21 protein-coding genes are annotated in these 23552 nt (G+C 28.6%); 20 read left to right on the forward strand and 1 reads right to left on the reverse strand.

Annotation, left to right across the window (positions count from 1 at the left end):
• Nucleotides 1–79 precede the first annotated feature (79 nt).
• Nucleotides 80–343 (forward strand): hypothetical protein, encoded by a 264-nt coding sequence (locus KGF42_RS02765; RefSeq protein ID WP_227822280.1) that lies wholly within the window; start codon nt 80–82, stop codon nt 341–343.
• 514 nt (nt 344–857) lie between these two features.
• On the opposite strand, the gene ychF is transcribed toward KGF42_RS02765, so the two are convergent.
• The gene (gene ychF / locus KGF42_RS02770) at nt 858–1955 is read right to left on the reverse strand and encodes a redox-regulated ATPase YchF (RefSeq protein ID WP_227825661.1); all 1098 of its coding nucleotides are present in this window, start codon (nt 1953–1955) and stop codon (nt 858–860) included.
• A 315-nt stretch (nt 1956–2270) separates the two neighbouring features.
• Between ychF and yfmF the strand changes: the two genes are divergently transcribed.
• The 19 genes from yfmF to KGF42_RS02865 all read left to right on the forward strand — a co-directional run bounded on the left by yfmF (nt 2271) and on the right by KGF42_RS02865 (nt 23551).
• Nucleotides 2271–3536: an EF-P 5-aminopentanol modification-associated protein YfmF gene (gene yfmF / locus KGF42_RS02775; protein WP_227822281.1), complete on the forward strand. Its 1266-nt coding sequence runs from the start codon at nt 2271–2273 to the stop codon at nt 3534–3536.
• 14 nt (nt 3537–3550) lie between these two features.
• On the forward strand, nt 3551–4837 hold the full coding sequence (yfmH, locus tag KGF42_RS02780; protein ID WP_227825662.1) for an EF-P 5-aminopentanol modification-associated protein YfmH: 1287 nt from the start codon (nt 3551–3553) through the stop codon (nt 4835–4837).
• Between the two features lie 352 nt (nt 4838–5189).
• On the forward strand, nt 5190–5930 hold the full coding sequence (lgt, locus tag KGF42_RS02785; protein WP_227821161.1) for a prolipoprotein diacylglyceryl transferase: 741 nt from the start codon (nt 5190–5192) through the stop codon (nt 5928–5930).
• A 35-nt stretch (nt 5931–5965) separates the two neighbouring features.
• On the forward strand, nt 5966–6901 hold the full coding sequence (rsmH, locus tag KGF42_RS02790; protein ID WP_227821160.1) for a 16S rRNA (cytosine(1402)-N(4))-methyltransferase RsmH: 936 nt from the start codon (nt 5966–5968) through the stop codon (nt 6899–6901).
• A 277-nt stretch (nt 6902–7178) separates the two neighbouring features.
• Nucleotides 7179–7760 carry a TVP38/TMEM64 family protein gene (locus tag KGF42_RS02795; protein WP_413926984.1) on the forward strand — a complete coding sequence of 194 codons (582 nt, stop codon included), beginning with the start codon at nt 7179–7181 and terminating at the stop codon, nt 7758–7760.
• Nucleotides 7761–7930: 170 nt separating this feature from the next.
• Nucleotides 7931–8278: a hypothetical protein gene (locus tag KGF42_RS02800; RefSeq protein WP_054274633.1), complete on the forward strand. Its 348-nt coding sequence runs from the start codon at nt 7931–7933 to the stop codon at nt 8276–8278.
• An 11-nt stretch (nt 8279–8289) separates the two neighbouring features.
• The gene (locus tag KGF42_RS02805; RefSeq protein WP_054274632.1) at nt 8290–10269 is read left to right on the forward strand and encodes a stage V sporulation protein D; all 1980 of its coding nucleotides are present in this window, start codon (nt 8290–8292) and stop codon (nt 10267–10269) included.
• A gap of 166 nt (nt 10270–10435) precedes the next feature.
• Nucleotides 10436–11809, forward strand: coding sequence for a UDP-N-acetylmuramoyl-tripeptide--D-alanyl-D-alanine ligase (locus tag KGF42_RS02810; RefSeq protein WP_227825664.1), 1374 nt, complete (start codon nt 10436–10438; stop codon nt 11807–11809).
• A gap of 40 nt (nt 11810–11849) precedes the next feature.
• Nucleotides 11850–12818: a phospho-N-acetylmuramoyl-pentapeptide-transferase gene (gene mraY, locus KGF42_RS02815; RefSeq protein WP_079740141.1), complete on the forward strand. Its 969-nt coding sequence runs from the start codon at nt 11850–11852 to the stop codon at nt 12816–12818.
• An 18-nt stretch (nt 12819–12836) separates the two neighbouring features.
• Nucleotides 12837–14192, forward strand: a complete 1356-nt coding sequence (gene murD, locus KGF42_RS02820) for a UDP-N-acetylmuramoyl-L-alanine--D-glutamate ligase (protein ID WP_227821157.1) — start codon at nt 12837–12839, stop codon at nt 14190–14192.
• 51 nt (nt 14193–14243) lie between these two features.
• On the forward strand, nt 14244–15374 hold the full coding sequence (spoVE, locus tag KGF42_RS02825) for a stage V sporulation protein E (protein ID WP_227821156.1): 1131 nt from the start codon (nt 14244–14246) through the stop codon (nt 15372–15374).
• A gap of 17 nt (nt 15375–15391) precedes the next feature.
• A complete protein-coding gene (murG, locus tag KGF42_RS02830; protein WP_227821155.1) occupies nt 15392–16618 on the forward strand; it encodes an undecaprenyldiphospho-muramoylpentapeptide beta-N-acetylglucosaminyltransferase in 1227 nt (408 codons plus the stop codon).
• 271 nt (nt 16619–16889) lie between these two features.
• Nucleotides 16890–17630 carry an FtsQ-type POTRA domain-containing protein gene (locus KGF42_RS02835; protein ID WP_227821154.1) on the forward strand — a complete coding sequence of 247 codons (741 nt, stop codon included), beginning with the start codon at nt 16890–16892 and terminating at the stop codon, nt 17628–17630.
• Nucleotides 17631–17652: 22 nt separating this feature from the next.
• Entirely contained in the window at nt 17653–18351 is a 699-nt protein-coding gene (locus KGF42_RS02840) for a DUF881 domain-containing protein (protein WP_107595490.1), read from the forward strand.
• Nucleotides 18352–18355: 4 nt separating this feature from the next.
• The gene (locus KGF42_RS02845) at nt 18356–19030 is read left to right on the forward strand and encodes a DUF881 domain-containing protein (RefSeq protein WP_227825665.1); all 675 of its coding nucleotides are present in this window, start codon (nt 18356–18358) and stop codon (nt 19028–19030) included.
• Between the two features lie 98 nt (nt 19031–19128).
• Complete coding sequence (locus KGF42_RS02850) at nt 19129–19482, forward strand: small basic family protein (protein ID WP_227821153.1); 354 nt, start codon at nt 19129–19131, stop codon at nt 19480–19482.
• A gap of 189 nt (nt 19483–19671) precedes the next feature.
• Nucleotides 19672–20829 (forward strand): cell division protein FtsZ, encoded by a 1158-nt coding sequence (gene ftsZ / locus KGF42_RS02855; protein WP_054274623.1) that lies wholly within the window; start codon nt 19672–19674, stop codon nt 20827–20829.
• 277 nt (nt 20830–21106) lie between these two features.
• Nucleotides 21107–22381, forward strand: coding sequence for an ABC transporter substrate-binding protein (locus KGF42_RS02860; protein WP_227821152.1), 1275 nt, complete (start codon nt 21107–21109; stop codon nt 22379–22381).
• Between the two features lie 324 nt (nt 22382–22705).
• On the forward strand, nt 22706–23551 hold the full coding sequence (locus KGF42_RS02865; protein WP_079740138.1) for a sigma-E processing peptidase SpoIIGA: 846 nt from the start codon (nt 22706–22708) through the stop codon (nt 23549–23551).
• The last annotated feature ends 1 nt before the right edge of the window (nt 23552 follow it).

Consider the following 23552-nt stretch of genomic DNA (forward strand, 5'->3'; position numbering starts at 1 on the left):
TATCATTATAAAATGCTTACAATAATTGACATAAGATAATAATTCTATACATATAGGTTCTAGAAAGGCAGGAAGTATAATGTTAAGTGATGCAAAAAATAATAGGCATGGTTTGTCCATAATTGCTGTCATAAGTATCTTAGTAATTACAATTTCCTGTTTGATTTATGGTTCAAGGTTAAATAAGACATTAGGTGAAGAAACGAATCAATATCTTTCAGAAATAGCAAATCAAAGCGTCAGTGTACTAAAAAAACTAATAATGATATTAATGTATATTCTGTACCAGTTTATAAAAATAATGAGGTTAAAGGAGTTATATTTGCTAGACCAATGCCAATAGAAGAATATGAAAAATTAATATTAGATAATTATAATGTTAAAGGCAAAGAAAAAAATTAAATAATTTTATAAAATATAGCACAAAAATTTATAAAAAATGAACCTTGTTAATCAATGCTCACTTTTTTTATATAAAAATATACTATTATAAAAACATAAATCATTATTAGAATATTACATAGTATACCTTTTTATCCATTTGAATGTTTTGGGGGTAAACGTATTTGGGATTGTAGCAAAATACTTTCGATAGTAACAATAGTAATTTCTATAGGTGTGCTATACATGTTTTAAAAAATGAAAAGATAATTTATAAATTTAAATTTTATATATGTATAAGTAATTTTATTATATCAAAGAGAGAGCTTTTTATTATAATTTATACAAATCATTTGAAATAACTCTCCTTTTGATATAAATTTTATACAATTATTATAAGATAATATTACATTATTGTAACCTTAATCTTTTACTTATAATACTTACAATAGTTAAAGTGTATACAATTAATCATTTTAAACATTAAATCTAAATAATATTACATCTCCATCTTTAACTATGTATTCTTTACCTTCCAGTTTAACTAATCCTTTTTCTTTAGCAGCAGCCATAGTACCATGCTCAACTAAATCATCAAAAGCTATTGTTTCAGCTCTGATAAATCCTCTTTCTATATCAGAATGTATCTTTCCTCCTGCTTGAGGTGCCTTACTTCCAACTTTTATAGTCCATGCTCTAACTTCTTTTGGACCAGCAGTTAAGAATGAAATTAAACCAAGTAAAGCATAAGATGATTTTATAAGTTTATCAAGCCCTGACTGTTCAAGACCTAATGTCTCTAAAAATTCTTTCTTTTCTTCAGCAGAATCAAGTTCAGAAATTTCTGCCTCTATTTGTGCACATACAACAATAACTTCAGCATCTTCTGTTTCTACAAATGCTTTAACTTGTTGAACATATTTATTATTTTCTCCATTATCAGCTAAATCATCTTCTGATACATTTGAAGCATATATTACAGGCTTAGATGTAAGCAAATCCAATGAATTTACGAATACTTGTTCATCTTCTGTAAATTGCATAGTTCTTACACACTTACTTTCTTCTAAAGTAGACATAATTGATTTTAATAAATCAAGTTCAGAAGCTAAAGTTTTATCAGCTTTAGCAGCCTTTTGAGTTTTATGAATTCTTCTTTCAAGAATCTCTATATCAGAAAAAATTAATTCTAAGTTTATAGTTTCTATATCACGAAGTGGGTCTACAGAACCATCTACATGTACAACATTTTCATCTTCAAAGCATCTAACAACATGCACTATTGCATCAACTTCTCTTATATGTGATAAAAATTTATTTCCTAATCCTTCTCCTTTAGAAGCACCTCTAACTAAACCAGCTATGTCACAAAATTCTATAGCAGTAGGAACTATTTTTTCAGAATTATATAATTCTTGTAGTTTGTTTAGTCTTTCATCTGGAACAGATACAACTCCGACATTTGGGTCTATTGTACAAAAAGGGTAATTTGCAGATTCTGCACCTGCTTGAGTTATTGCGTTAAATAGTGTGCTTTTACCTACATTTGGTAAACCAACTATACCTAATTTCATATTAATCGTCCTCTCTCTTATTCTTTTTTATATTCTTTATATAACCTTAAACAATCAATCTATAGGATTGCAAAATTGTTTTAATTATAGACATACATATTGATTATACATCATATACATCAAGCTTGTAAACTAGACTTTAAAGCATATTTATTTAAATAATCTTTATATTTAATTTAAATAAAAATATTGCTTTTAGAAAATAATAAAAAGGATATAATTAAATAGAAGGTTTTTATATGTGAGTATATGCAATTAAAAAATAAATAAATTTCAATTTAAAAATTGATGTTTAAATAAAAATAGGAGGTACATATGGTTAATACTAAAAAAATAATAAATTTAGGTAATAATATTGATCTTACTTTGATAAAAACAGAAAAATTTAAATCCAATCTCATAAGCTTATATGTTCAGAGATTACTGGATGAAAAAGAAACTACAAAAAATGCTTTAATACCATCAATAATAGCAAGTGGAAGTGAGAAATATCCTAGTGCTAGAGCAATATCAAATAAATTAGATGATTTATATGGTTCATCTATGGGAGCTGATGCTATAAAACGTGGAGAACGTCAAGTATTGAGTTTTAAAATAATTAACATAAGTGAAAAATATTTAGATGAGAGTATATTTGAAGAAGTAGTAGAATTTTTTAATGAAGTAATAAATAACACTCTTGTTGTAGATGGTGGATTTAAAGAAGAATATTTAAATATTGAAAAAGAAAATTTAAGAGAGAAGATACAATCAATAATAAATGATAAAAAAGAGTATGCACAAGATAAATGTATTGAGGCTATGTGTAAAGGTGAAAGGTATAGTGTAAGTGAATTTGGTTATGAAGATGAAATAGATAGTATAACTGCAAAAGATTTATATGAACATTACAAAAATATACTTAAAACATCACCAATAAATATAGTTGTAGAAGGTAATTTTGATGAAGATAAAGTTGTAGATATAATTAGTAGGAATCTAAAGTTTGAAAGAGAAGATATTATAGATATACCAAGAGCAGATTTTATAAAAAATGTAGATGAAGTAAAAGTTATAGATGAACAAATGGAAATAACTCAAGGTAAGTTAGTCATGGGTTATAGAGCAAATGTGGATTATGCAGATACAGATAGATATTATGCTCTTGTAGTTGGAAGCAATGTCTTAGGTGGTGGACCACACTCCAAATTATTTGTGAATGTAAGAGAAAAAGAAAGTTTATGTTACTATATATTCTCTTCAATAGAGAAGTATAAGAGTATCATGTTTATATCATCTGGTATAGAAACTAAAGATTATGATAAAGCTGTGGAATTGATAAAAAAACAAGTAGAAAGTGTAAAAGCAGGTGATATATCTGATGAAGAATTAGAAAATAGCAAACTTGCTTTAGTTAATTCTATGAAATCTATAACTGATAATATAGGTGGTATGTCTGATTTTTCTTTCTCTCAGTCTATGGCAAAGACAAATTCTGAAGTAGAAGATATAATATCTAGTATAGAAAAAGTTAATAAAAAGGATATAGTTGAAGCTATAAAAGATATAGAACTTGATACTATATACTTCTTGAGAAATTAATGGAGGATATGTCTATGGAAAAAATAGTTAATGATATATTGAGAGAAGAAGTTTATTATGAGAAATTGAAAAATGGATTAGATGTATATTTTATGCCTAAGAAAGGGTTTACTAAAAAATATGCTATTCTGGCTACTAATTATGGTTCAAATGATTTAGAATTTGTTCCAATTGGAGAAGATAAAAGAATTAGAGTGAATGAAGGAATTGCACATTTTCTAGAGCATAAGATGTTTGAGCAACCTGATGGAAGAGATGCCTTTGATAAATTTTCTAAATTAGGAGTAAACGCAAATGCGTTTACTAATTTTACGATGACAGCATACTTATTTTCTGCTACCGAAAATTTTTATGAGAGTCTGGAGCATCTAATTGATTATGTTCAAACACCTTATTTTACAGATGAAAATGTTGAAAAGGAAAAAGGTATAATAGCACAAGAAATAAAAATGTACAATGATGACCCTGATTGGAATGTATATTTTAATTGCTTGAAGGCAATGTATGTAAATTATCCTACTAGAATTGATATAGCAGGTACGGTAGATAGTATATATAAGATAACTAAAGAAGAACTATATAAATGCTATAACACTTTCTATAATCCAGGGAATATGGCCTTATTTGTTGTTGGTGACCTAGATGTAGAAAAAGTTATAGATATAACTAAAAAATCAAACAATTATGATATAGATAAACTTTCTAAGAGTATAGAGAGGTTTTATCCAAAAGAAACAGAAAGTGTAAAAGAAAAAGAAGTTATAGAAAAATTCCCTATATCTATGCCTATGTTTAACATAGGTTTTAAAGATAGTAATGTTGGTTTAAAAGGGAAAGAACTTTTACGTAAAGAAATTGTAACTGACATACTTGTAGGTATGCTATTTAAAAAAGGAAGTAAACTTTATGAAGATTTGTATATGCAAGGATTAATAAATGAAAATTTTGGAGCTGGATTTTCGTCTCAAGTGGATTACGCTTTTAGTATAATAGCTGGAGATTCTAAAGAACCTAAAAAAGTAAAAGAGATAATTCTTGAGTATATAGAAAAATCAAAACAAGAAGGATTATCAAAAGAGGAATTTGAGAGAACTAAAAAGAAAAAAATAGGGTCATTTATTAAGTGTTTTGATTCTATAAATTTTATAGGAAATAGTTTTATATCTTATGTATTTAAGGATATAAATATATTGGATTATTTAGATGTTATTAAAGATGTTACTTTTGAGGAAGTTGAAGAAAGATTAAAAGAACACTTCAAAGAAGAGTATTGTGTTATTTCTATTGTAGAACCTAAATAAAAATTTGATAATCATAAGAATAACAGTTAAATGCTAGACTGTGCATTTGAATGTTTATTCTAGTGAAACAAGAGATAGATTTGTAAAATATATATAAATTAAGTTGAAAAATTTAAGAAGCATAAATACAAATATATAAGAGATTGGTGTATACATACATCAATCTTTTTGATTTCAAAGAATTTTACGTAGTTAGATTGGTATAATATATTATAGTGTTTATAGAATAAATTTTAATATTTTTTGTAGAATTAACATTAATATGTTATCATAATTTAGTATAATTACAATTAATTGTAATTATACTAAATTGCTTTGGAAATATTTTTAATTAATACAAAGAGGTGACGTTATGGATAGAATAGCATTTACACTGTTTGGAATAGACATCATGTGGTATGGAATACTTATGGCATGTGGAATGATTTTAGGGACTTTAATAGCAATAAAAGAATCAAAAAGAGTGGGAATTAAAGAAGATGATGTATTAAATATAGCTATAATAGCAATTCCGGTTGGACTAATCTGTGCAAGAATCTATTATGTAGTATTTAATTGGAGTTATTATGCTCAAAATATATCTCAAATTTTTAATTTTAGAGGTGGTGGACTTGCTATACATGGAGGGTTAATTGGTGGAATATTAGCTGGTTATATATACACTAAGATTAAAAATATTAACTTTTTAAAAATGGCTGATACAGTTATACTTGGAATGCCTTTAGCACAAGCTATAGGTAGATGGGGAAATTTTATTAATGGAGAAGCACATGGAGGTGCTACTAATTTACCTTGGGGAATAATGGTTGATGGAGTAAAAGTGCATCCAACTTTTCTATATGAGTCCATATGGGATTTTGGTATATTTATAGTTTTATTACTATTTAGAAAAAATAAAAAATATGAAGGGCAAGTTATAGTTACTTATATAACTTTATATTCAATTGGAAGATTTTTTATAGAGGGGTTAAGAACAGATAGTTTAATGTTAGGCCCACTTAGAATGGCACAAGTGATAAGCTTGATTGGAGTTATTGGTGGTATAATTGCACATGTTTATTTATCAAAGAAAAATAAACATAATATTAGTTAATAATAGTTTAAATAGTGAGTATAAAGGAGGTAAATATGGAATTTCATCATGTATCAGTTCTTTTAAATGAGTGTATAGAAAATTTAAATATAAAGCCAGATGGAGTGTATGTTGACTGTACTATGGGAGGAGCAGGACATTCTAGGGAAATAGTAAAAAAACTGTCAGATAAGGGATTATTTATAGGGTTTGACCAAGATAAAAACGCTATAAATACAGCAAAAGAGAGATTGAGTGAATACGAAAGTAGAGTGAAGTTTGTTCATAGTAATTTTGAAAATATAAAAGAGGAATTAGAAAAAATAGGAGTTTACAAGATTGATGGTGTATTAGCTGATTTAGGAGTTTCATCTCATCAACTTGATGAAGCTGATAGAGGCTTTTCTTATATGCAAGATGCACCACTTGATATGAGAATGGATGTTAGATGTGAGTTTTCTGCATATGATGTTGTAAATACTTATACAGAAGATGAACTATCTAAGATAATAAAAGATTATGGTGAAGATAACTGGGCTAAACGTATAGCTAAATTTATAGTTGAAGAAAGAGCAAATAAACCAATAGAAACTACAGGTGAATTGGTTGATATAATTAAAAAGGCTATTCCTAAAAAAGCTAGAATAGATGGACCTCACCCAGCTAAAAGAACTTTTCAGGCTATACGAATAGAAGTAAATAATGAACTAGGAGTAATTACAAAGATGATAAATGATGCTTCCTCTATAATGAATGAAGATGGAAGAATCTGTATAATAACATTTCACTCATTAGAGGACAGAATAGTAAAAAATGCATTTAAATATCTAGCATCAGATTGTATATGTCCACAACATTTGCCTATATGCCAATGTGACAAAGAATCTGAAGTAAAAATAATAACTAGAAAACCAATATTACCTAGTGAAGAGGAAATAGAAATAAATCCACGTTCAAGAAGTGCTAAGTTAAGAGTAGCGGAAAGAATATAAATTATATAATTTAAGAGTAAGGTCTAGATATGTGATAAAATAATAAGGTTCTTAATTGTAGTTAAAAGCTATTATGATTTTTATTAGAATAGAAAATAACTATGGTATAATCGACAATATAGAAAAATATTTTCTGTTATAATATAATTAAAATAGATATTGGGAGTGAGGAAAAATAGAGAATAATTATAAAAAAGCATTGATAAAAATTTGTATTATATTGGGGGTATTTTCTATTTACTTTTTTATACCTCCTGTTAAAAAAATAGTAAATCAGATGATATTTTATCTGAGTATGCTAAATCTAGATGCAATTAAGGAATACATACTATCATTTGGAGTCTGGGCACCAATAATATCATTTGCACTTATGATATTACAATCAATAGCCGCACCCCTTCCTGCATTTTTAATCACTTTTGCAAATGCTACCTTATTTGGATGGGTAAATGGAGCTATATTGTCATGGACCAGTGCAATGGCAGGTGCTACAATCTGTTTTGTAATTGGGCGTTTTTTAGGTAGAGATGTGGTTGTAAAACTTACAAGTAAATTTGCATTAGAAAGTATAGATGATTTCTTTGATAAATATGGAAAACATACAATTTTAATTGCAAGATTGCTTCCTTTTATATCTTTTGACCTTGTAAGTTATGCAGCAGGTCTAACATCTATGAGTTTTGTATCCTTCTTTATAGCTACTGGATTAGGACAATTACCAGCAACCATTGTATATTCTTATGTAGGTGGGATGTTGACTGGTGGAGCTAAAGTTATGATGACAGGACTTTTAATATTATTTGCTTTAAGTGTATTGATTTATATGTTAAAGAAAATATATAGTGATAAAAATAAATAAAAATTAGCGTATAATCTATAGGTTCAATATTCAAGAATTAGTGAATCTATAGATTTTTTGTTGTGTATAGAAAAAAATACAATTAGATTGTGCAATAGTGTATTAATTTAGCGATGGAATTTTAGAGGAAGAGATATAATTAACAACAAATATAGTATAGAGGTGATAATTTGAAAAAAAATTATAAAATACAGAATCTAAATGAATATAAAAATAAGAAAAAGAATAATTATAAAAAGAGAAATAATAAAAAAATAGGGGCTAAATGCATTTTACTGATTGCAACTTTCGCAGTAATAATATTGAATCTATGTGGTTATTCAAAAATCTCAGAAATGAAATATGATATTTACTATTTACAAAAAGATTTAAGAAAAAAAGAGATAGTACTAGAGGAACTAAAGGCAAAAAAAACTGAAAAAACATCGATAAAAGAAATTGAGCTAAAGGCAAAAGAATTGCTCAATATGGACTATCCAAAAGATGGACAAATAAAGTATATAGATGTGGATAACTAGGGGGAATAGATTTGAGAAAAGTAAAGAGAATAAGTAAAAAAAGGCTGGTACTCGTTCTTATTCTAGCATGTGCATTGTTTTTTTGCCTTGTTATTAGGACTGGGTACTTACAACTTATGAAGGGAAATTGGTTAAGTACAAAAGCTCTAGAACAGCAAACAAGAGATATACCAATAGAACCCAAAAGAGGAACTATATATGATAGAAACATGAAAGAATTAGCAGTAAGTGTAACTAAGTATACGGTTTGGTGTAAACCTGTAGAAGTAGAAGATAAAAAGGAAGCTGCTGAAAAGGTAGCTGAGATTTTAGACGAAGATTATAAAGATATTTACGCTTTAATAAGCAAAAAAAATATGGCTCTTGTAAAGGTTAAAAGATGGATAGATGATGATAAGGCAAGTCAAATAAGAGATGCTAAATTAGGTGGAATATGGGTAGCAGAAGATAATCAAAGATATTACCCATATGGGAATTTTGCACCATATGTACTAGGACATACTTCTTCAGATGCAACAGGTATATCTGGTATAGAAATGCAATATGATAAAAAATTAAAAGGAAAGCCTGGAAAACTGATAGTAAGTACTGATGCTTCAGGAAGAGAAATACCACAAGGAATGGAAAAATATTATGAGCCTGTACAAGGCAATGGTCTTGTGTTGTCTATAGATGAAGTAATTCAACACTATACTGAAAAAGCAGTACAGAAAGCTTATGAGTTAAATAATGCAAAAAAGGTTACTGCAATAGCTATGAATCCTAAAACTGGTGATATACTTGCTCTAGCATCAAAACCAGATTATGACCCTAATGATTCAAGAACACCAATATATCCATATTATCAAGAAGAACTTGAAAAGTATAATGATAAAGATAAAATAAAAGGCTATTATCAAATGTGGAGAAATCCAGCAGTAAGTGATACATATGAACCAGGTTCTACATTTAAACTTATTACATCTTCTAGTGCTCTTGAAGAAGGAGTAATTAAAGATGGAGAAAAATTCACATGTACAGGTAGTGTAACTGTTGGAGGAAGAAAAATTAAATGTTGGAGACATTATAGACCTCATGGAACACAAGAGTTTAAACAAGCAGTACAAAATTCTTGCAACCCAGTATTTGTTGAGTTAGGAAGTAGATTAGGCGTTGGAAAAATGTATGATTATATAGAATCTTTTGGTCTTATGGATAAGACAGGTATAGATTTACCAGGAGAAGCTAAGGGAATATTGTATAACGAAAAAAATGTAGGACCAGTTGAATTGGCTACAATATCATTTGGTCAATCTATATCAGTAACTCCAATACAACTTATAACAGCTATATCATCAATAGCTAATGGTGGAGATTTAATGCAACCAAGAGTGGTAAAATCTTATACTGATAATAAAGGTAACATAACTGAAACAGTAAAACCAAAAAAAGTAAGAAGTGTTATATCTAAAGAAACATCTAAGAAAATGCTAGAAATTGCAGAGTCAGTTGTAACTGAAGGTGGAGGAAAGATAGCATATATACCAGGTTATAGACTTGGTGGTAAAACAGGTACAGCTCAAAAAGTTATAGATGGTAAGTATGCTCCAGGAAAGTATATATGTTCATTTGTTGGAATCGCACCTTGTGATGATCCACAAATAGTAGTCCTTGCTATTGTTGATGAACCAACAGGAGTAAGTGCATTTGGTAGTACTACAGCAGGACCAATAGTAAAAGAAATAATGAATGATTCTTTAAAATATTTAGGAGTTAAACCAGTATACAAAGAAGAAGAAAAAGCTGAGTATGAAAAAAAACAGGTTAAAGTGCCAGATGTAAGAAATCTAAAAATTGGTGATGCTGTAAAGGCGTTGGAAGATGTGAAGTTAAAACCAGATTTAGATGCAGATATAGAACTTCCAGAAGATACAAAGGTAAAAGATATATTCCCAAAACCTGGAGTAAAAGTTAATGAAGATTCAAGTATAACCCTATATTTTGAAAACTAAAAAGTAACAGATAATTAACATATACCCATAAACATCTTCAAAAAAACAGAAATATAGTATATAATTATAAAGTTAAGAGTTATCGTAGGCAATGTATATATAACGGTATACATTGCCTTTTGTTGCTAAGAGAATATAGCTAAGGTTTTAAAGGAGGAGTTTAATAATGGAGTGCTTAACAATAAAAGAGTTAGTACTTGCAACTAATGGGAAGTTAATATATGGAGATTATAATGACTGTGTAAGTGATATAGTTATAGATAGCAGGGAGTCAAATGCCCAAAATGCATTTGTAGCAATAGTTGGAGAAAATTTAGATGGGCATACATTTATGAAGTCTGCATATGATAGTGGATGTAAAACTTTTATAAAAAATGAAAGTAATGGAATAAAATTAGAAAGTTCGGATATAAATTTAATAGAGGTAAAAGATACATCTTTAGCTCTAGGGGATATTTCAAGATATTATAAAGAAAAATTTGATATTCCATTTATAGGTGTTACAGGTAGTGTAGGCAAAACTACTACTAGAGATATGATATATTCTGCCATATCTGCAAAGTTAAATATACTAAAAAATGAAAAAAATTTAAATAATCATTTTGGAGTTCCATTAACTTTATTTAATTTAAATAAAGAACATGAGTGTGCTGTAATAGAGATGGGTATGTCTGGATTCAATGAAATAAAATATCTAGTGGATATAGTAAATCCCCAAATTGCAGTCATATCAAATATAGGATTATCACATGTGGAAAAATTAGGTTCACAAGAAGGTATTTTAAAAGCAAAGATGGAGATTGCCTCAAATTTTGATGAGACAAATACTTTAATTGTAAATGGAGATGATAAGTTTTTATCTACATTAAAAGAAAAAGAGCATGTATATAAGTTAAAAACATTTGGATTCAATAAAAATAATGATATTTATTGCGAAAGTTATACTATGGAAGAGGATAGTTTGACATTTACATGTGTCATAAATGGAAAAAAAGAGGAAGTATTTATACCAACAATAGGAGAACATAATATATATAATGCAATGTCTGCTATACTGGTTGGTATGTGTTTAAATATTTCTTTGGATTATATAAAAAAAGGTTTAAAAAATTTTAAAGGGACAAAAATGAGATTAGACATAATAAAAAATGAAAAGTTAACAATAATTAATGATTCATATAATGCTAGTCCAGATTCTATGGATGCTGCTTTAAAGATACTTGGAAGATATAAAGGTAGAAGGGTAGCGATACTTGGAGATATACTAGAAATGGGTGAAATTTCAGAGTATGGTCATAGATTAGTCGGAAAATCATCTATGAATAATACTGATATTATAATAACTATAGGTGAAAATTCAGTGTTTATTGGAGAAGAAGCAAAACAATTAGGATTCAATTCAGCCAATATATATCACTTTGAGAATAGAGAAGATGTATTTAGCAAGTTAAATAAATTAGTAAAAACAGGAGACACTATTTTAGTAAAAGGCTCAAGAGGCATGAGATTAGAAAAAATAGTCGAATATCTAAATAAATAAGCTTAAACTAATGAGTTGATTGACAAGGGAGAGGAGTTTTATGATGTTAGGAATAACAGAGCTTACGTACACCGCATTGATTGCGTTTTTAATAGTAATTATAATAGGACCAATATTTATACCAATGCTTAGAAAATTTAAATTTGGTCAGACAGTTAGAGATGATGGACCCCAAACACATCTAGCCAAAAATGGAACACCTACTATGGGTGGAATTATAATGATTGTTGCAATTCTAATAACTGGACTTACAAGAGTAAAGGTTAGTCATGATATGGCAGTAGGTCTTATATGTATTGCAGGTTTTGGTTTTATTGGTTTTTTAGATGATTTTATAAAAATAAAGCTGAAAAGATCACTTGGACTAAAAGCATATCAAAAAATAATCCTTCAAGTTGCATTGTCTTTTTATGTTGCTTTTTATCAATATACATCATCATCAAGTGCTTCACAACTTATGATACCATTTACAGATTTTGTAATAAATGTTGGAATATTATATATACCAATAATGATGTTTATAATTGTAGCAATAGTAAATGCTGTAAATTTGACTGATGGATTAGATGGATTAGCATCAGGAGTAACTTTAATAGTTTCTGTATTCTTTATGCTATTTGCAAGTTCTATTGCTGGAAATACAGAAGTTGCAGTTTTAGCAGCAGCAACTGTTGGAGCATGCTTAGGATTTTTAGGATTTAATTCATATCCGGCTAGAGTTTTTATGGGAGATACAGGTTCAATGGCATTAGGTGGTGCAGTTGTAGCATTTTCAGTTCTAACTAACTCAGTGCTTATAATACCTATAATTGGAGGAATTTATTTTGCAGAGGCTCTATCAGTTTTGATTCAAGTTGGATATTTTAAAGCAACAAGAAAGAGATTCTTTAAGATGGCTCCAATACACCATCATTTTGAACAGTGTGGTTGGCCAGAAACAAGAGTTGTATTCGTTTTTTGGATTGTTACAGTTGTTTTAGCTTGGATAAGTATAATAGCAGTATTTTAGGCCTAGGGGGAATGAAAAATGGACTTAAAAGGAAAAAGAGTTTTATTAGTAGGACTTGCAAAGACTGGTATATCTACAATTAAACATTTAGATAAATTGGGTGCAAGTATAATAGTAAATGATATAAAAGATGAAAATAAATTGAAAAACATACTTGATGAATTGAAATCTATAAATGACATAAAATACATATTAGGACATCATCCAGAAGATGTGGATGGCATAGATATGGTTGTAGTATCTCCAGGAGTACCACTAGACTTGCCATTCATATTGAAATTAAAAAATTCAGGTAAGTATATAATTGGCGAGGTGGAATTAGCTTTTAAATTATCAAATAATCCAACATTTATAGGGATTACAGGTACAAACGGAAAGACAACTACGACTAGTTTGGTAGGAGAAATTTTTTCAAGAGCTAAAAGAGATACATATGTAGTTGGAAATATAGGGAATCCTGTAATAGATACTATAGAAACTTCAAATGAAGAATCTGTGCTTGTAACTGAACTAAGTAGCTTTCAACTTGAGAGTATAGATGAATTTAGACCTAAAGTAAGTGCTATATTAAATATTACAGAAGACCATTTAAATAGACATCATACTATGGAAAAATATATAGAAGCAAAAGCAAATATATTTATGAATCAAACTGCTGATGATTTTTGTGTATTAAATTATGATGATGAGATAGTAAAAAGTCTAGCTGACAAGTGCAATGCGAAAGTAATTTACTTTTCAAGAACTCAAAAAGTAAATGGAGGAGTATATTTAGAAAATAATGACATAATAATAGATATAGATGATAAAATCAAATTTCTAAATAAAGATGATGTAAGTTTGCCTGGAGGTCATAATTTAGAAAACTGTATGGCAGCTATAGCAATAGCGTATGTCTGTAAAATTGACTTAAATGTTATAAAGGATGTACTTATGACATTTAAGGGAGTGGAACACAGACAAGAGTTTGTAAGAAACTTAGAAAATGTAATATATGTAAATGATTCAAAGGGAACTAATCCAGATTCCACTATAAAAGCTGTACAGTCTTACAATAGACCTATAATACTTATAGCAGGAGGGATGGATAAGGGAAGTAATTTTGATGAACTTCTTGAAACTGCAAAGTCATATGTTAAATCATTGGTCTTATTAGGAGAAACTGCATCAAATATAGAAAATTGTGCTAAAAATAAAGGATTTAATGACATACATATAGTAAAAGATATGGAAGAAGCAGTTAAGACTTCTTATGAAATTTCAAAAAGTGGAGATATAGTGCTTCTTTCACCAGCTTGTGCAAGTTGGGATATGTATGAAAGTTTTGAAGTAAGAGGAAAAGACTTCAAAGATAATGTAAACAATTTAAAATAATCTCTTACCTCTAAACTTACTTAAATGGAAGAATGGAGGTAGATTAGTTGGATGCCTAAAGAAAATTTGAAAAAACAAATTGACATAAGGATGAAGACTGAATTTGATGGAGTAGTATTTTATACTACTATGCTTTTAGTATTTGTAGGAATAGTTATGGTGTTTAGTGCAAGTTTTATACAATCTTCATTTAAACACAATGATGCATACTATTTTCTAAAAAAGAATGTAATATATGCTATACTTGGTTTTATAGTTATGATTATTACATCAAGAATAGATTATAGTTTTTGGAAGAAAAATGCTACAGCAATTGGAGCTATAGCAGTAGTATTATTATTGTTAGTTTTAACCCCTTTAGGGATAGAAGCAAACGGAGCAAAAAGATGGTTAGGAATAGGAGGCTTAAGATTTCAACCTGCAGAGATAGCAAAGTTTGCCACAATAATATTAACTGCAAAATTAATTGAAAAAAATTATGATAAAATAAAATCTTTGACAAAAGGTGTTGTACCACTTCTTGTAGTTCCAGGGATATTTTTTGCGTTGATAATACTTCAGCCAAATTTGTCAACAGCAGGTACTGTAATTCTGGTTACTTTTGTAATGATATTTGTTGCTGGAATGGATATGAAAATTGTATTTGCTATGATAGGGAGTGGGGCTGCTTTATTTGCTGCATTAGTAATTGCTGAACCCTATAGACTTAGTCGTGTTACATCATTTTTAGACCCTTTTCAAGACCCTCTTGGTAAAGGGTATCAGGTAATACAAGGTTTATATGCACTAGGTTCAGGTGGATTGTTTGGTCTAGGCTTAGGAAAGAGTAAACAAAAGTATTTTTATATACCAGAGCCACAAAATGACTTTATATTTGCTATAATAGGAGAAGAGTTAGGATTGATTGGTTGTATAATAGTTATAATGCTATTTGTAGCTTTAGTCTACAGATGTGTAAGAATAGCCTTGAAGACTTCTAATGTATTTGCTTGTATGGTTGTCATAGGTATAGGTGCACAAATTGGAATACAAGCAGCTTTAAATATAGCAGTTGCAACATCATCAATGCCAGCTACAGGTGTAGCACTACCATTTATAAGTTATGGAGGAACCTCACTCACCATCTTTATGGGAGCTGTAGGCATAGTGTTAAACATCTCAAAGCATGTCAAAATTAATTAACAGGAGATGATGATTTGATGAAAGTTTTATTATCAGGCGGTGGAACTGGAGGACATGTGTATCCAGCTATAGCTATTGCTAACAAAATAAGAGATGAGCATCCAGACGCCGAGATAATTTTTGTTGGGACGGAAAAAGGAATAGAATCAGAAATAGTTCCTAAGTATGGATTTGAATTAAAGACTGTAACAGTTCAAGGCTTTAAGCGAAAAATAGACTTCGATAATGTAAAAAGAGTTTTTAAACTTTTTAAAGGTTTAGAGCAATCAAGAAAGATTGTTAAGAAATTTAAGCCAGATGTAGTTATAGGAACTGGTGGATATGTTAGTGGACCTGTTTTATTTAATGCATCTATGGGTAAAATACCAGCCATAATACATGAGCAAAATTCTTTTCCTGGTGTAACTAATAAGATTTTATCTAAAACAGTTACAAAGGTACTTACAAGCTTTGAAGATTCACATAAAAGATTTCCTGAGGCAGCAGAAGAAAAGTTAGTTTTCACAGGAAACCCAGTTAGAAAAGAAATTTTATTATCAAGAAGAAATATTGCAAGAAAAAATCTAGCAATAAGTGAAGAAAAAAAAATGGTACTTTGCTATGGTGGTAGTGGAGGCTCAAGAAAAATAAATGACGCAATGAGACTTGTAATAAAGAATATGGTAAATGAAGATATAGCTTTTATATTTGCTACAGGCAAAAGCTATTATGATGAATTTATGGGAAGCATTAGCGATATAAATCTTAAACCATACCAAAAGGTTGTACCTTACTTAGAAGATATGGCAAATGCACTTGCAGCAAGTGATTTAGTTATAGGTAGCGCAGGAGCAATTTCATTAGCTGAGATAACAGCTCTTGGAAAGCCCTCTATAATAATACCTAAAGCATATACTGCTGAAAACCATCAAGAGTATAATGCTAAGAGTATAGAAAAGCAAGGAGCAGGGATTGCGATTCTAGAAAAAAATCTAACTCCAGAAAGCCTAAATACAGCAGTATTTAAACTTTTAGGGGATAGAGAACTTTTAGTTGATATGGCAAATGCAAGCAAAACTATAGGTAAGCCTGAAGCCATAGACCTTATATATGATGAGATAATAAAAGTATACAATTCAACGCAAAAGTCAGCATCTAAGAAAACAAAAAAAGAAAAAATTATTGAAGAAGTAAAAGAAATAAAAAAAGAAACAACTCCAAGCATAGAAGGTCAAGCTAAAGTAATAGGAATAAAGAAAAGGTAAATAAATATTTACCCCCTAATTTATAATAATTTAGAAAATCTAATATATTATAAATTAGGGGTTTATTTGTATGTACACAAGATTTAAAAATATGAAGAGTATGTAGCATCTTATATTTATTTTGATGAAATATTGGTTTATTTCTATCTTTTAATACTTTGTTTGGGTGTTATGTAAAAAAATGAAAAAATTTGACTTTAAATATTATAATTTTTTTGTAGGAAAAATAAGCTCTAAAGGTGTATTTATTAACCAAAGGGGTTGATTATATTTGAAAAAAAGAAGGAAGTTAAATACGAATAATGTCATGATAGTTTTAGTTTTTATACTCATGTTGTCTTTTGGTATATGTATGATTGTAAAAAGCGATTTATTTGATGTAAAGAAAATAGATATAATTGGAAATAAGAGAGTAACTAAATCAAATATAATGAAAGAACTAAATATAAATCTACATGAAAATATATTTGCATACAATTTTAAAGATATGAAAAATGAACTTATAAAAAATCCATATATAGAAAATGTAGAGATAAAAAGAAAACTTCCAAATAAGATAATTATAAGTTTAAAAGAAAAAGAAATATTTGCAGTATTAAAAGATGGAGATAATTATTGTTATATAGATAAAAAAGGCAATTTGTTGGAAGAACTTAGAGGTACTAATGAAAGTAAAAAAGACTTGATAGTAGATGTAGATTATAGTGTAGATGATACTAAATCAATAAAATTTAAAAATTATAAAACTAAGGAGAATGTATTTAAAACTTTAAATTGTTTAAAAGAGGAAGGTATTTATAGAAAAATAAATTATGTAAACTTAAGAAAAGAAGGAAATATAAATATGCTTACAAGAAGCAATATAAAAATCTTACTTTCTAATGATGATAACTTAGATTATAATATATCTAGGGTAAGTAAAATTCTGATTGACCTGCAAAATAAAAATACTAATGGAGGGACTATAAATCTTAATTATGGAAAGTTAGCTGTGTATAGTCCAGAAGGATAGACAATTGTAAGGAAGTGATATATTGAAAAAAAGATTTATAAATAAAAGTATAGTCATAGGAAGTATTGTATTGGGTGTTCTTGTTAGTTTACAACTTAAAATTATTAATATAGAAAATAGAGGGATGACAACTTTTAAAAGAGGAGAGCAACTTACAGAAGAACTTAAATCTTTAAAAAAAGAAAAAGAGGATTTACAGTCAGAAGTTAATAGTGTGAAGAAAGATATAGAGACTTATAGAGGCAAAAATACTGAAGGAGAACAAGATATACTTAAGTCAGAGATAGAAAAATATGAAACATTAGCTGGATATACAGATGTTCAAGGAACAGGTATAAAAGTTGAGATAAATTCTACAAAAGACTTAGGAAACTTTGATAAAAATGATAGTATACTATATAATTATGATTTATTATTGTCAATGATAAATAAATTAAATTCAGCACAGGCAAGTGCTATATCTATAAATGACCAGAGAATAGTTTCTAATACATATATGTATTTAAAAGAGGATAAGCTTTATATGAATGACACTGTTATAAAAGAACCAATCATAATAAAAGCAATTGGTGATTCTGATACATTAGCTTCTGCACTTAATATAAAATATGGTATTGTCTGGGAAATAGAAACATATTATAATGCCAAGATAAAAGTGACTAAAGAAGACAATATAGAAATAGATGGACATAGTGATATAAACAAAGTAGAGGGGAAATAATAGTATGAAAAAGAAAATAGTTATATTGAGAGCATTCATATTAGGTATTTTCATATCAACTTATATAAAATCACTAGACCCAAATAGAGTGTACATAACATTGAGTCAAACTGAAAATATTGAGAGTGAGGTAGAAAATACAAAAAAAGAAATAAAAAGTTTAAAAGAAACACTTAAAAGTAACAAAAAAACTTTGAATGAATATAAAGAAGCAAAAGAGAATGGAAATGAATCTGTTCAAACACTTATGCAAAAAGAACTTGAAGAAATTAAAGCATTAAGTGGTTATTCAACTGTTACAGGACCAGGTATAACTATTACTATGGAGGATAGTGAGAGAGAATTAAAAGATGGGCAGAATCCAAATGATTTGATTATACACGATATAGATATTTTGAGAGTTTTAAATGATTTAAAAAAGGCTGGTGCAAAAGCAATTTCTATAAATGGAGAAAGAGTACTAGCAACAAGTAAGATAAAATGTTCAGGAGCTACTATTACAGTAAATGATACAACATATGGACAACCATTTATAATAAAAGCTATAGGAGATATAGATTTATTAAGTGCTGCTATAAATTCTCCAGAATCATATGCTAAGTCTCTTAAGGACATATATGGAATTAATATAAAAATACAGGAAAATAATGGAAATAAAGTGAATTTATTTGCAAAATAAAACGAAAAATATAAAAAAATTAATAAAAAGTAAAAAAAATTAATAAAAAGGATTGTAATATAGTTGTGTTTCAAAGTAAAATAAAGAGGTGAAGATTTATGTTATGGGTTTTAGGAGGATTAGCATTTGGTGTAGTAGTAGGTTACTATATTCCATTTACATATTCTATGGATTATTCTATATATATGTCAGTAGCTATTCTTGCAATAATGGATTCTATCTTTGGAGCGATAAGGTCCAGTTTTGAAGATAACTATGATAATGTAATTTTTGTTACTGGTTTCATAGGTAATGCTATATTGGCTATATTATTGACTTATATAGGGGAAAAATTAGGAGTTTCTATTTACTATGTTGCTGTATTAGTTTTTGGTATGAGATTGTTTAATAATTTATCCATAATTAGACGCTATATTATTAGTAATATTATGAATAAAAAACGTAAAAATTAAAGAGCATTTAATATATACATAAATTATTTTATACTTAAAGAGTAATATTTGACAATATAAGTAAGAAATTTAAAAAGGAAAATTTACGTTTTTGTGGAATATGTTACTTAAAGGTTAACAAAATAAAAGAAGAAAATGATATAATTAATACATACGATAACTTTGAATCATGAGAGAAGGGGGTTTATGATGCTAAACTTTGACGTAGAATTAGAAGAATGTGCACAAATTAAAGTAATAGGTGTAGGTGGCGGTGGAAACAATGCTGTCAATAGAATGGTAGAAGCTCAACTAAAAGGCGTTGAATTTATATCAGTAAATACAGATAAACAAGCTTTATATACATCAAAAGCTGAATATAAAGTTCAAATAGGAGAAAAATTAACTAGAGGACTTGGAGCAGGAGCAAATCCAGAGGTAGGAAAAAGAGCTGCTGAGGAGAGTAAAGATGAAATAGTAAAGTTACTTCAAGGAGCTGATATGGTTTTTGTTACAGCTGGAATGGGCGGTGGTACTGGTACAGGAGCTGCTCCAGTAGTTGCAGGCTTGGCAAAAGAAATGGGTATACTTACAGTAGGTGTAGTTACAAAACCTTTTGCATTTGAAGGTAAAATAAGAATGAAGAATGCTGAAGGTGGAATAGCAGAACTTAAATCAAAAGTAGATACTCTTATAACAATACCAAATGATAGACTTTTACAAATAGTACAAAAAAATACTTCAATGTTAGATGCTTTTGCAGTTGCAGATGATGTATTAAAACAAGGTATACAATCAATTTCTGACCTTATAGCAGTTGAAGGGTTAATAAACTTGGACTTCGCAGATGTTACTACTATAATGAAAGACAAGGGTCTTGCTCATATGGGTATAGGTAGTGCCAGTGGTGAAACTAGAGCAATAGATGCTGCAAGACAAGCTATTCAATCTCCGCTTCTAGAAACATCAATACAGGGTGCTAAAGGAGTTCTTCTTAATGTTACAGGTGGTCCTAACTTAGGATTATTTGAAGTTAATGAGGCATCTACTTTAGTTATGGAATCTTGTGACCCAGAGGCAAATGTTATATTTGGAGCTTCTATAAAAGAAGATTTAGGTGATGAAATAATGATTACAGTAATCGCAACAGGATTTGAAGGATTACAAAATGGTTCTTTAGATTTAGATACTAAGCCTAAATCAAGCATACGTTCTTCATTAAATACAACAGTAAAGCAAGCTGTAAAAGAAATTGAAGAAGAAGCCATCGTTGAGGAAAAAATAGAGCCTCCTAAAAAGGCAAGTATAATTGAAGAAGATGATGATGAGAGCATGGAGATACCTACATTCCTAAGAAGAAGAAGATAATATGTAAGCTTATAAAGAAGTCAATAGACTTCTTTTTATTTTGTCCAATTTAAATAGTTAGATTTTAAAATATACTTTAAATATTGATGATATATAATAAATAAATTTTTTAGTATATAAATAAAATTTAATATAGATAGAAAAAAAATATAGTTATAGGAGCTATTATAGTTTTTTGTTATTAGACAACGGTAGTTTTATTTGCTAATATTAAATCTGAATTAAATTGTAAATATTTGAGGAAAAAGACAAATTAAAGTCTGAAAGGGGATTAAGCATGATTAAACTAAAAAAAGTTATTTCTTTAGTTATGATAGGTATTCTATCAGTATCAATTCTTGCCGGATGTTCAAAAAAAGAAGATTCTAAAGGTAAAGATAGTAAAGAAAAATTAGTTGTGTGGTCTGCACCATTAACAGACCATGATGAAGACGCATGGAAGCCAATATTTGAAAAATTTGAAAAGGAAAACAACTGTGAAATTGAATTCCAAATAGTACCATGGGATAACTACGCAGAAAAATATGCAACTGCAATAAGTGCAGGTGAAGGTCCAGATATAGGGTACATGTATGCAGAGATGTTCCCTCAATTTATAGAAATGGGTGCAGTAGAAGATTTGACACCTTATCTAGAGAAATCAGGAACTTCAGATAATTATCTATACTTAGATGATGCAAAAATGATGGGTGGTATTTATGGTTTACCTATAGAAGCTGCTAATCCAGGTGTATTGTACTACAATAAAGATATACTAGAAAAATTAGGAGAGAAACCTCCAAAAACATGGGATGATTTTAAAAGAATATGTGAAAAAGCAACAAAAGATACTGATGGAGATGGAAAAATCGACCAATGGGGTCTTGCACAAGGTTGGGGTTCTAAAGTATTTGGAAGCTTAAACTGGAACTGGTATCCGTATTTATGGCAAGCTGGTGGAGATATATATAATGATGATTTAAAATCAGTTAAGTTTAATAATGAAGAAGGTTTAAAAGCTGCAAACTTTATAAATGATATGAAAAAATATATTCCAGAAGATGCTTTATCAAAAGATAGTAATGAAATGATTGAAAGTGTATTTGGGCCAGGAAAAGCTGCATTTACTATAATGCTGTCTTCTGCTGCTACAAGTACCTTTGATAAATCATTCCCAGATTTAAACTGGGGATATGTAACATCATTAGAAGATAAGACAGTTGGTAGTTTTGCTTCAGTAGATGATTTAACATTAATGTCAGCATGTAAAAACAAAGAACTTGGATTTAAACTTCTTGAATATATGTTAAGCAAAGAATCAATGGAAGCTTTCCATAAAGAAGTACCTAGAGCTCCAGTTGCTAAAGGTGAAAAATACCAAGGAGACCCAAGATTTGAAGAAATGGTGACAAGAGATAAGGATATGTATAGACCATTGACAGTTGGACCTCATGGAGTAGAGATATATGAATATTTATGGAAACAACTTCAAATGATGATAGCTGGAGATATAACTCCAAAACAAGCATTAGATGAATCTGCAAAATATGCAAATGGATTATTAGCAGAATAATTTAAGTTTGTATTTGAATTTATGGACCATGTAATTTGATTTTATACAAGTAAAAGATTTACTTGATATATCATTAAATTGTGTGGTCTTTTTTTATGGAAATATACCAAAAATAGAACGAATAACTTCTACCTAGATATATTGGATTCTACAAAAAAGTCTATTTGTTTAATATTAAAAATATATCTTTTGGCGACATAAAGTATAAGACATATATCATTGTTCTTTTTAAATAGAATTTGTTTTGGATTCGACCATCAAAAGTGACATAAAATTTTGTACATACTATCTTATAATATGTTTAAAGGTTTTAAGGGGGGATACATGGTGTATATTGAGTACTATGTTATAGAAAACCTAGTAATAAATTATATTATTATAAGTTGTACTTCTATTCTTACTAAAAAATATAATCCTAAAAAAAATAAGTTGTTGGGGGCTAGTTTAGGAGGTGCCTATTCTGTTGCTTATTTGTATCCATCAATGAATATACTATTTACTGTGCCGTTTAAAATAATAATCATGAGTATAATAACTTTAATTTCATTTAGAAGTAAGAGCAAAAAAGATTATGTTCATGTAGCATTAGTTTTTTACCTAGTAAACATTTTTATTTCTGGAAGCACTTATTTTATAATTTATTTTACAGGAATAAGTCATTTAAAAATATCTTTCTTAATTGCATGTACTTATGTAAGTTGCGAATTATTAAAATACATTTATAAAGATTTGAAGATGCTTAAATACATTAAGGAGCTTACAAAGACTATAAATATAAACTTACTGGAAAAAAGTTTTTGCTGTACAGCTTTAGTAGATAGTGGAAATTTATTAAAAGACCCAATAAGTCAAAGTGATGTAATAATAGTTAAGTCAAGTGTGTTAGAAGGATTTATTCCAGAAAAACTATTAAATATTAATTATGAAGATATAGATATGAAAAAAGCACAAGAAATTATAGGAAGTTTAGATGATAAGACTTCAGGTAGAGTTAGAATAATACCTTATAAACATGCTGGAAGTAATAAGACAAGCATAATAATAGGCTTAAAAGCTGACTATATAGAAGTAGATGAACAAAAGATAGGAAATATAATACTCGGTATTTCAAATTTTAATGATAGAGAGTATGGAGCAATAATGAATCCAAATATATTGCCTGGATTTTAGG

The organism is Clostridioides sp. ZZV15-6383 (assembly GCF_020657735.1).
GTDB classification, from domain to species: domain Bacteria; phylum Bacillota; class Clostridia; order Peptostreptococcales; family Peptostreptococcaceae; genus Clostridioides; species Clostridioides difficile_D.

What these genes read in the sequence shown, in the direction of transcription:
- KGF42_RS02765 (WP_227822280.1), top strand. Translation starts at nt 80, where the DNA reads ATGTTAAGTGATGCAAAAAATAATAGGCATGGTTTGTCCATAATTGCT.
- ychF (WP_227825661.1), bottom strand. Translation starts at nt 1,955, where the DNA reads ATGAAATTAGGTATAGTTGGTTTACCAAATGTAGGTAAAAGCACACTA.
- yfmF (WP_227822281.1), top strand. Translation starts at nt 2,271, where the DNA reads ATGGTTAATACTAAAAAAATAATAAATTTAGGTAATAATATTGATCTT.
- yfmH (WP_227825662.1), top strand. Translation starts at nt 3,551, where the DNA reads ATGGAAAAAATAGTTAATGATATATTGAGAGAAGAAGTTTATTATGAG.
- lgt (WP_227821161.1), top strand. Translation starts at nt 5,190, where the DNA reads ATGGATAGAATAGCATTTACACTGTTTGGAATAGACATCATGTGGTAT.
- rsmH (WP_227821160.1), top strand. Translation starts at nt 5,966, where the DNA reads ATGGAATTTCATCATGTATCAGTTCTTTTAAATGAGTGTATAGAAAAT.
- KGF42_RS02795 (WP_413926984.1), top strand. Translation starts at nt 7,179, where the DNA reads ATGATATTTTATCTGAGTATGCTAAATCTAGATGCAATTAAGGAATAC.
- KGF42_RS02810 (WP_227825664.1), top strand. Translation starts at nt 10,436, where the DNA reads ATGGAGTGCTTAACAATAAAAGAGTTAGTACTTGCAACTAATGGGAAG.
- mraY (WP_079740141.1), top strand. Translation starts at nt 11,850, where the DNA reads ATGATGTTAGGAATAACAGAGCTTACGTACACCGCATTGATTGCGTTT.
- murD (WP_227821157.1), top strand. Translation starts at nt 12,837, where the DNA reads ATGGACTTAAAAGGAAAAAGAGTTTTATTAGTAGGACTTGCAAAGACT.
- spoVE (WP_227821156.1), top strand. Translation starts at nt 14,244, where the DNA reads ATGCCTAAAGAAAATTTGAAAAAACAAATTGACATAAGGATGAAGACT.
- murG (WP_227821155.1), top strand. Translation starts at nt 15,392, where the DNA reads ATGAAAGTTTTATTATCAGGCGGTGGAACTGGAGGACATGTGTATCCA.
- KGF42_RS02845 (WP_227825665.1), top strand. Translation starts at nt 18,356, where the DNA reads ATGAAAAAGAAAATAGTTATATTGAGAGCATTCATATTAGGTATTTTC.
- KGF42_RS02850 (WP_227821153.1), top strand. Translation starts at nt 19,129, where the DNA reads ATGTTATGGGTTTTAGGAGGATTAGCATTTGGTGTAGTAGTAGGTTAC.
- ftsZ (WP_054274623.1), top strand. Translation starts at nt 19,672, where the DNA reads ATGCTAAACTTTGACGTAGAATTAGAAGAATGTGCACAAATTAAAGTA.
- KGF42_RS02860 (WP_227821152.1), top strand. Translation starts at nt 21,107, where the DNA reads ATGATTAAACTAAAAAAAGTTATTTCTTTAGTTATGATAGGTATTCTA.
- KGF42_RS02865 (WP_079740138.1), top strand. Translation starts at nt 22,706, where the DNA reads ATGGTGTATATTGAGTACTATGTTATAGAAAACCTAGTAATAAATTAT.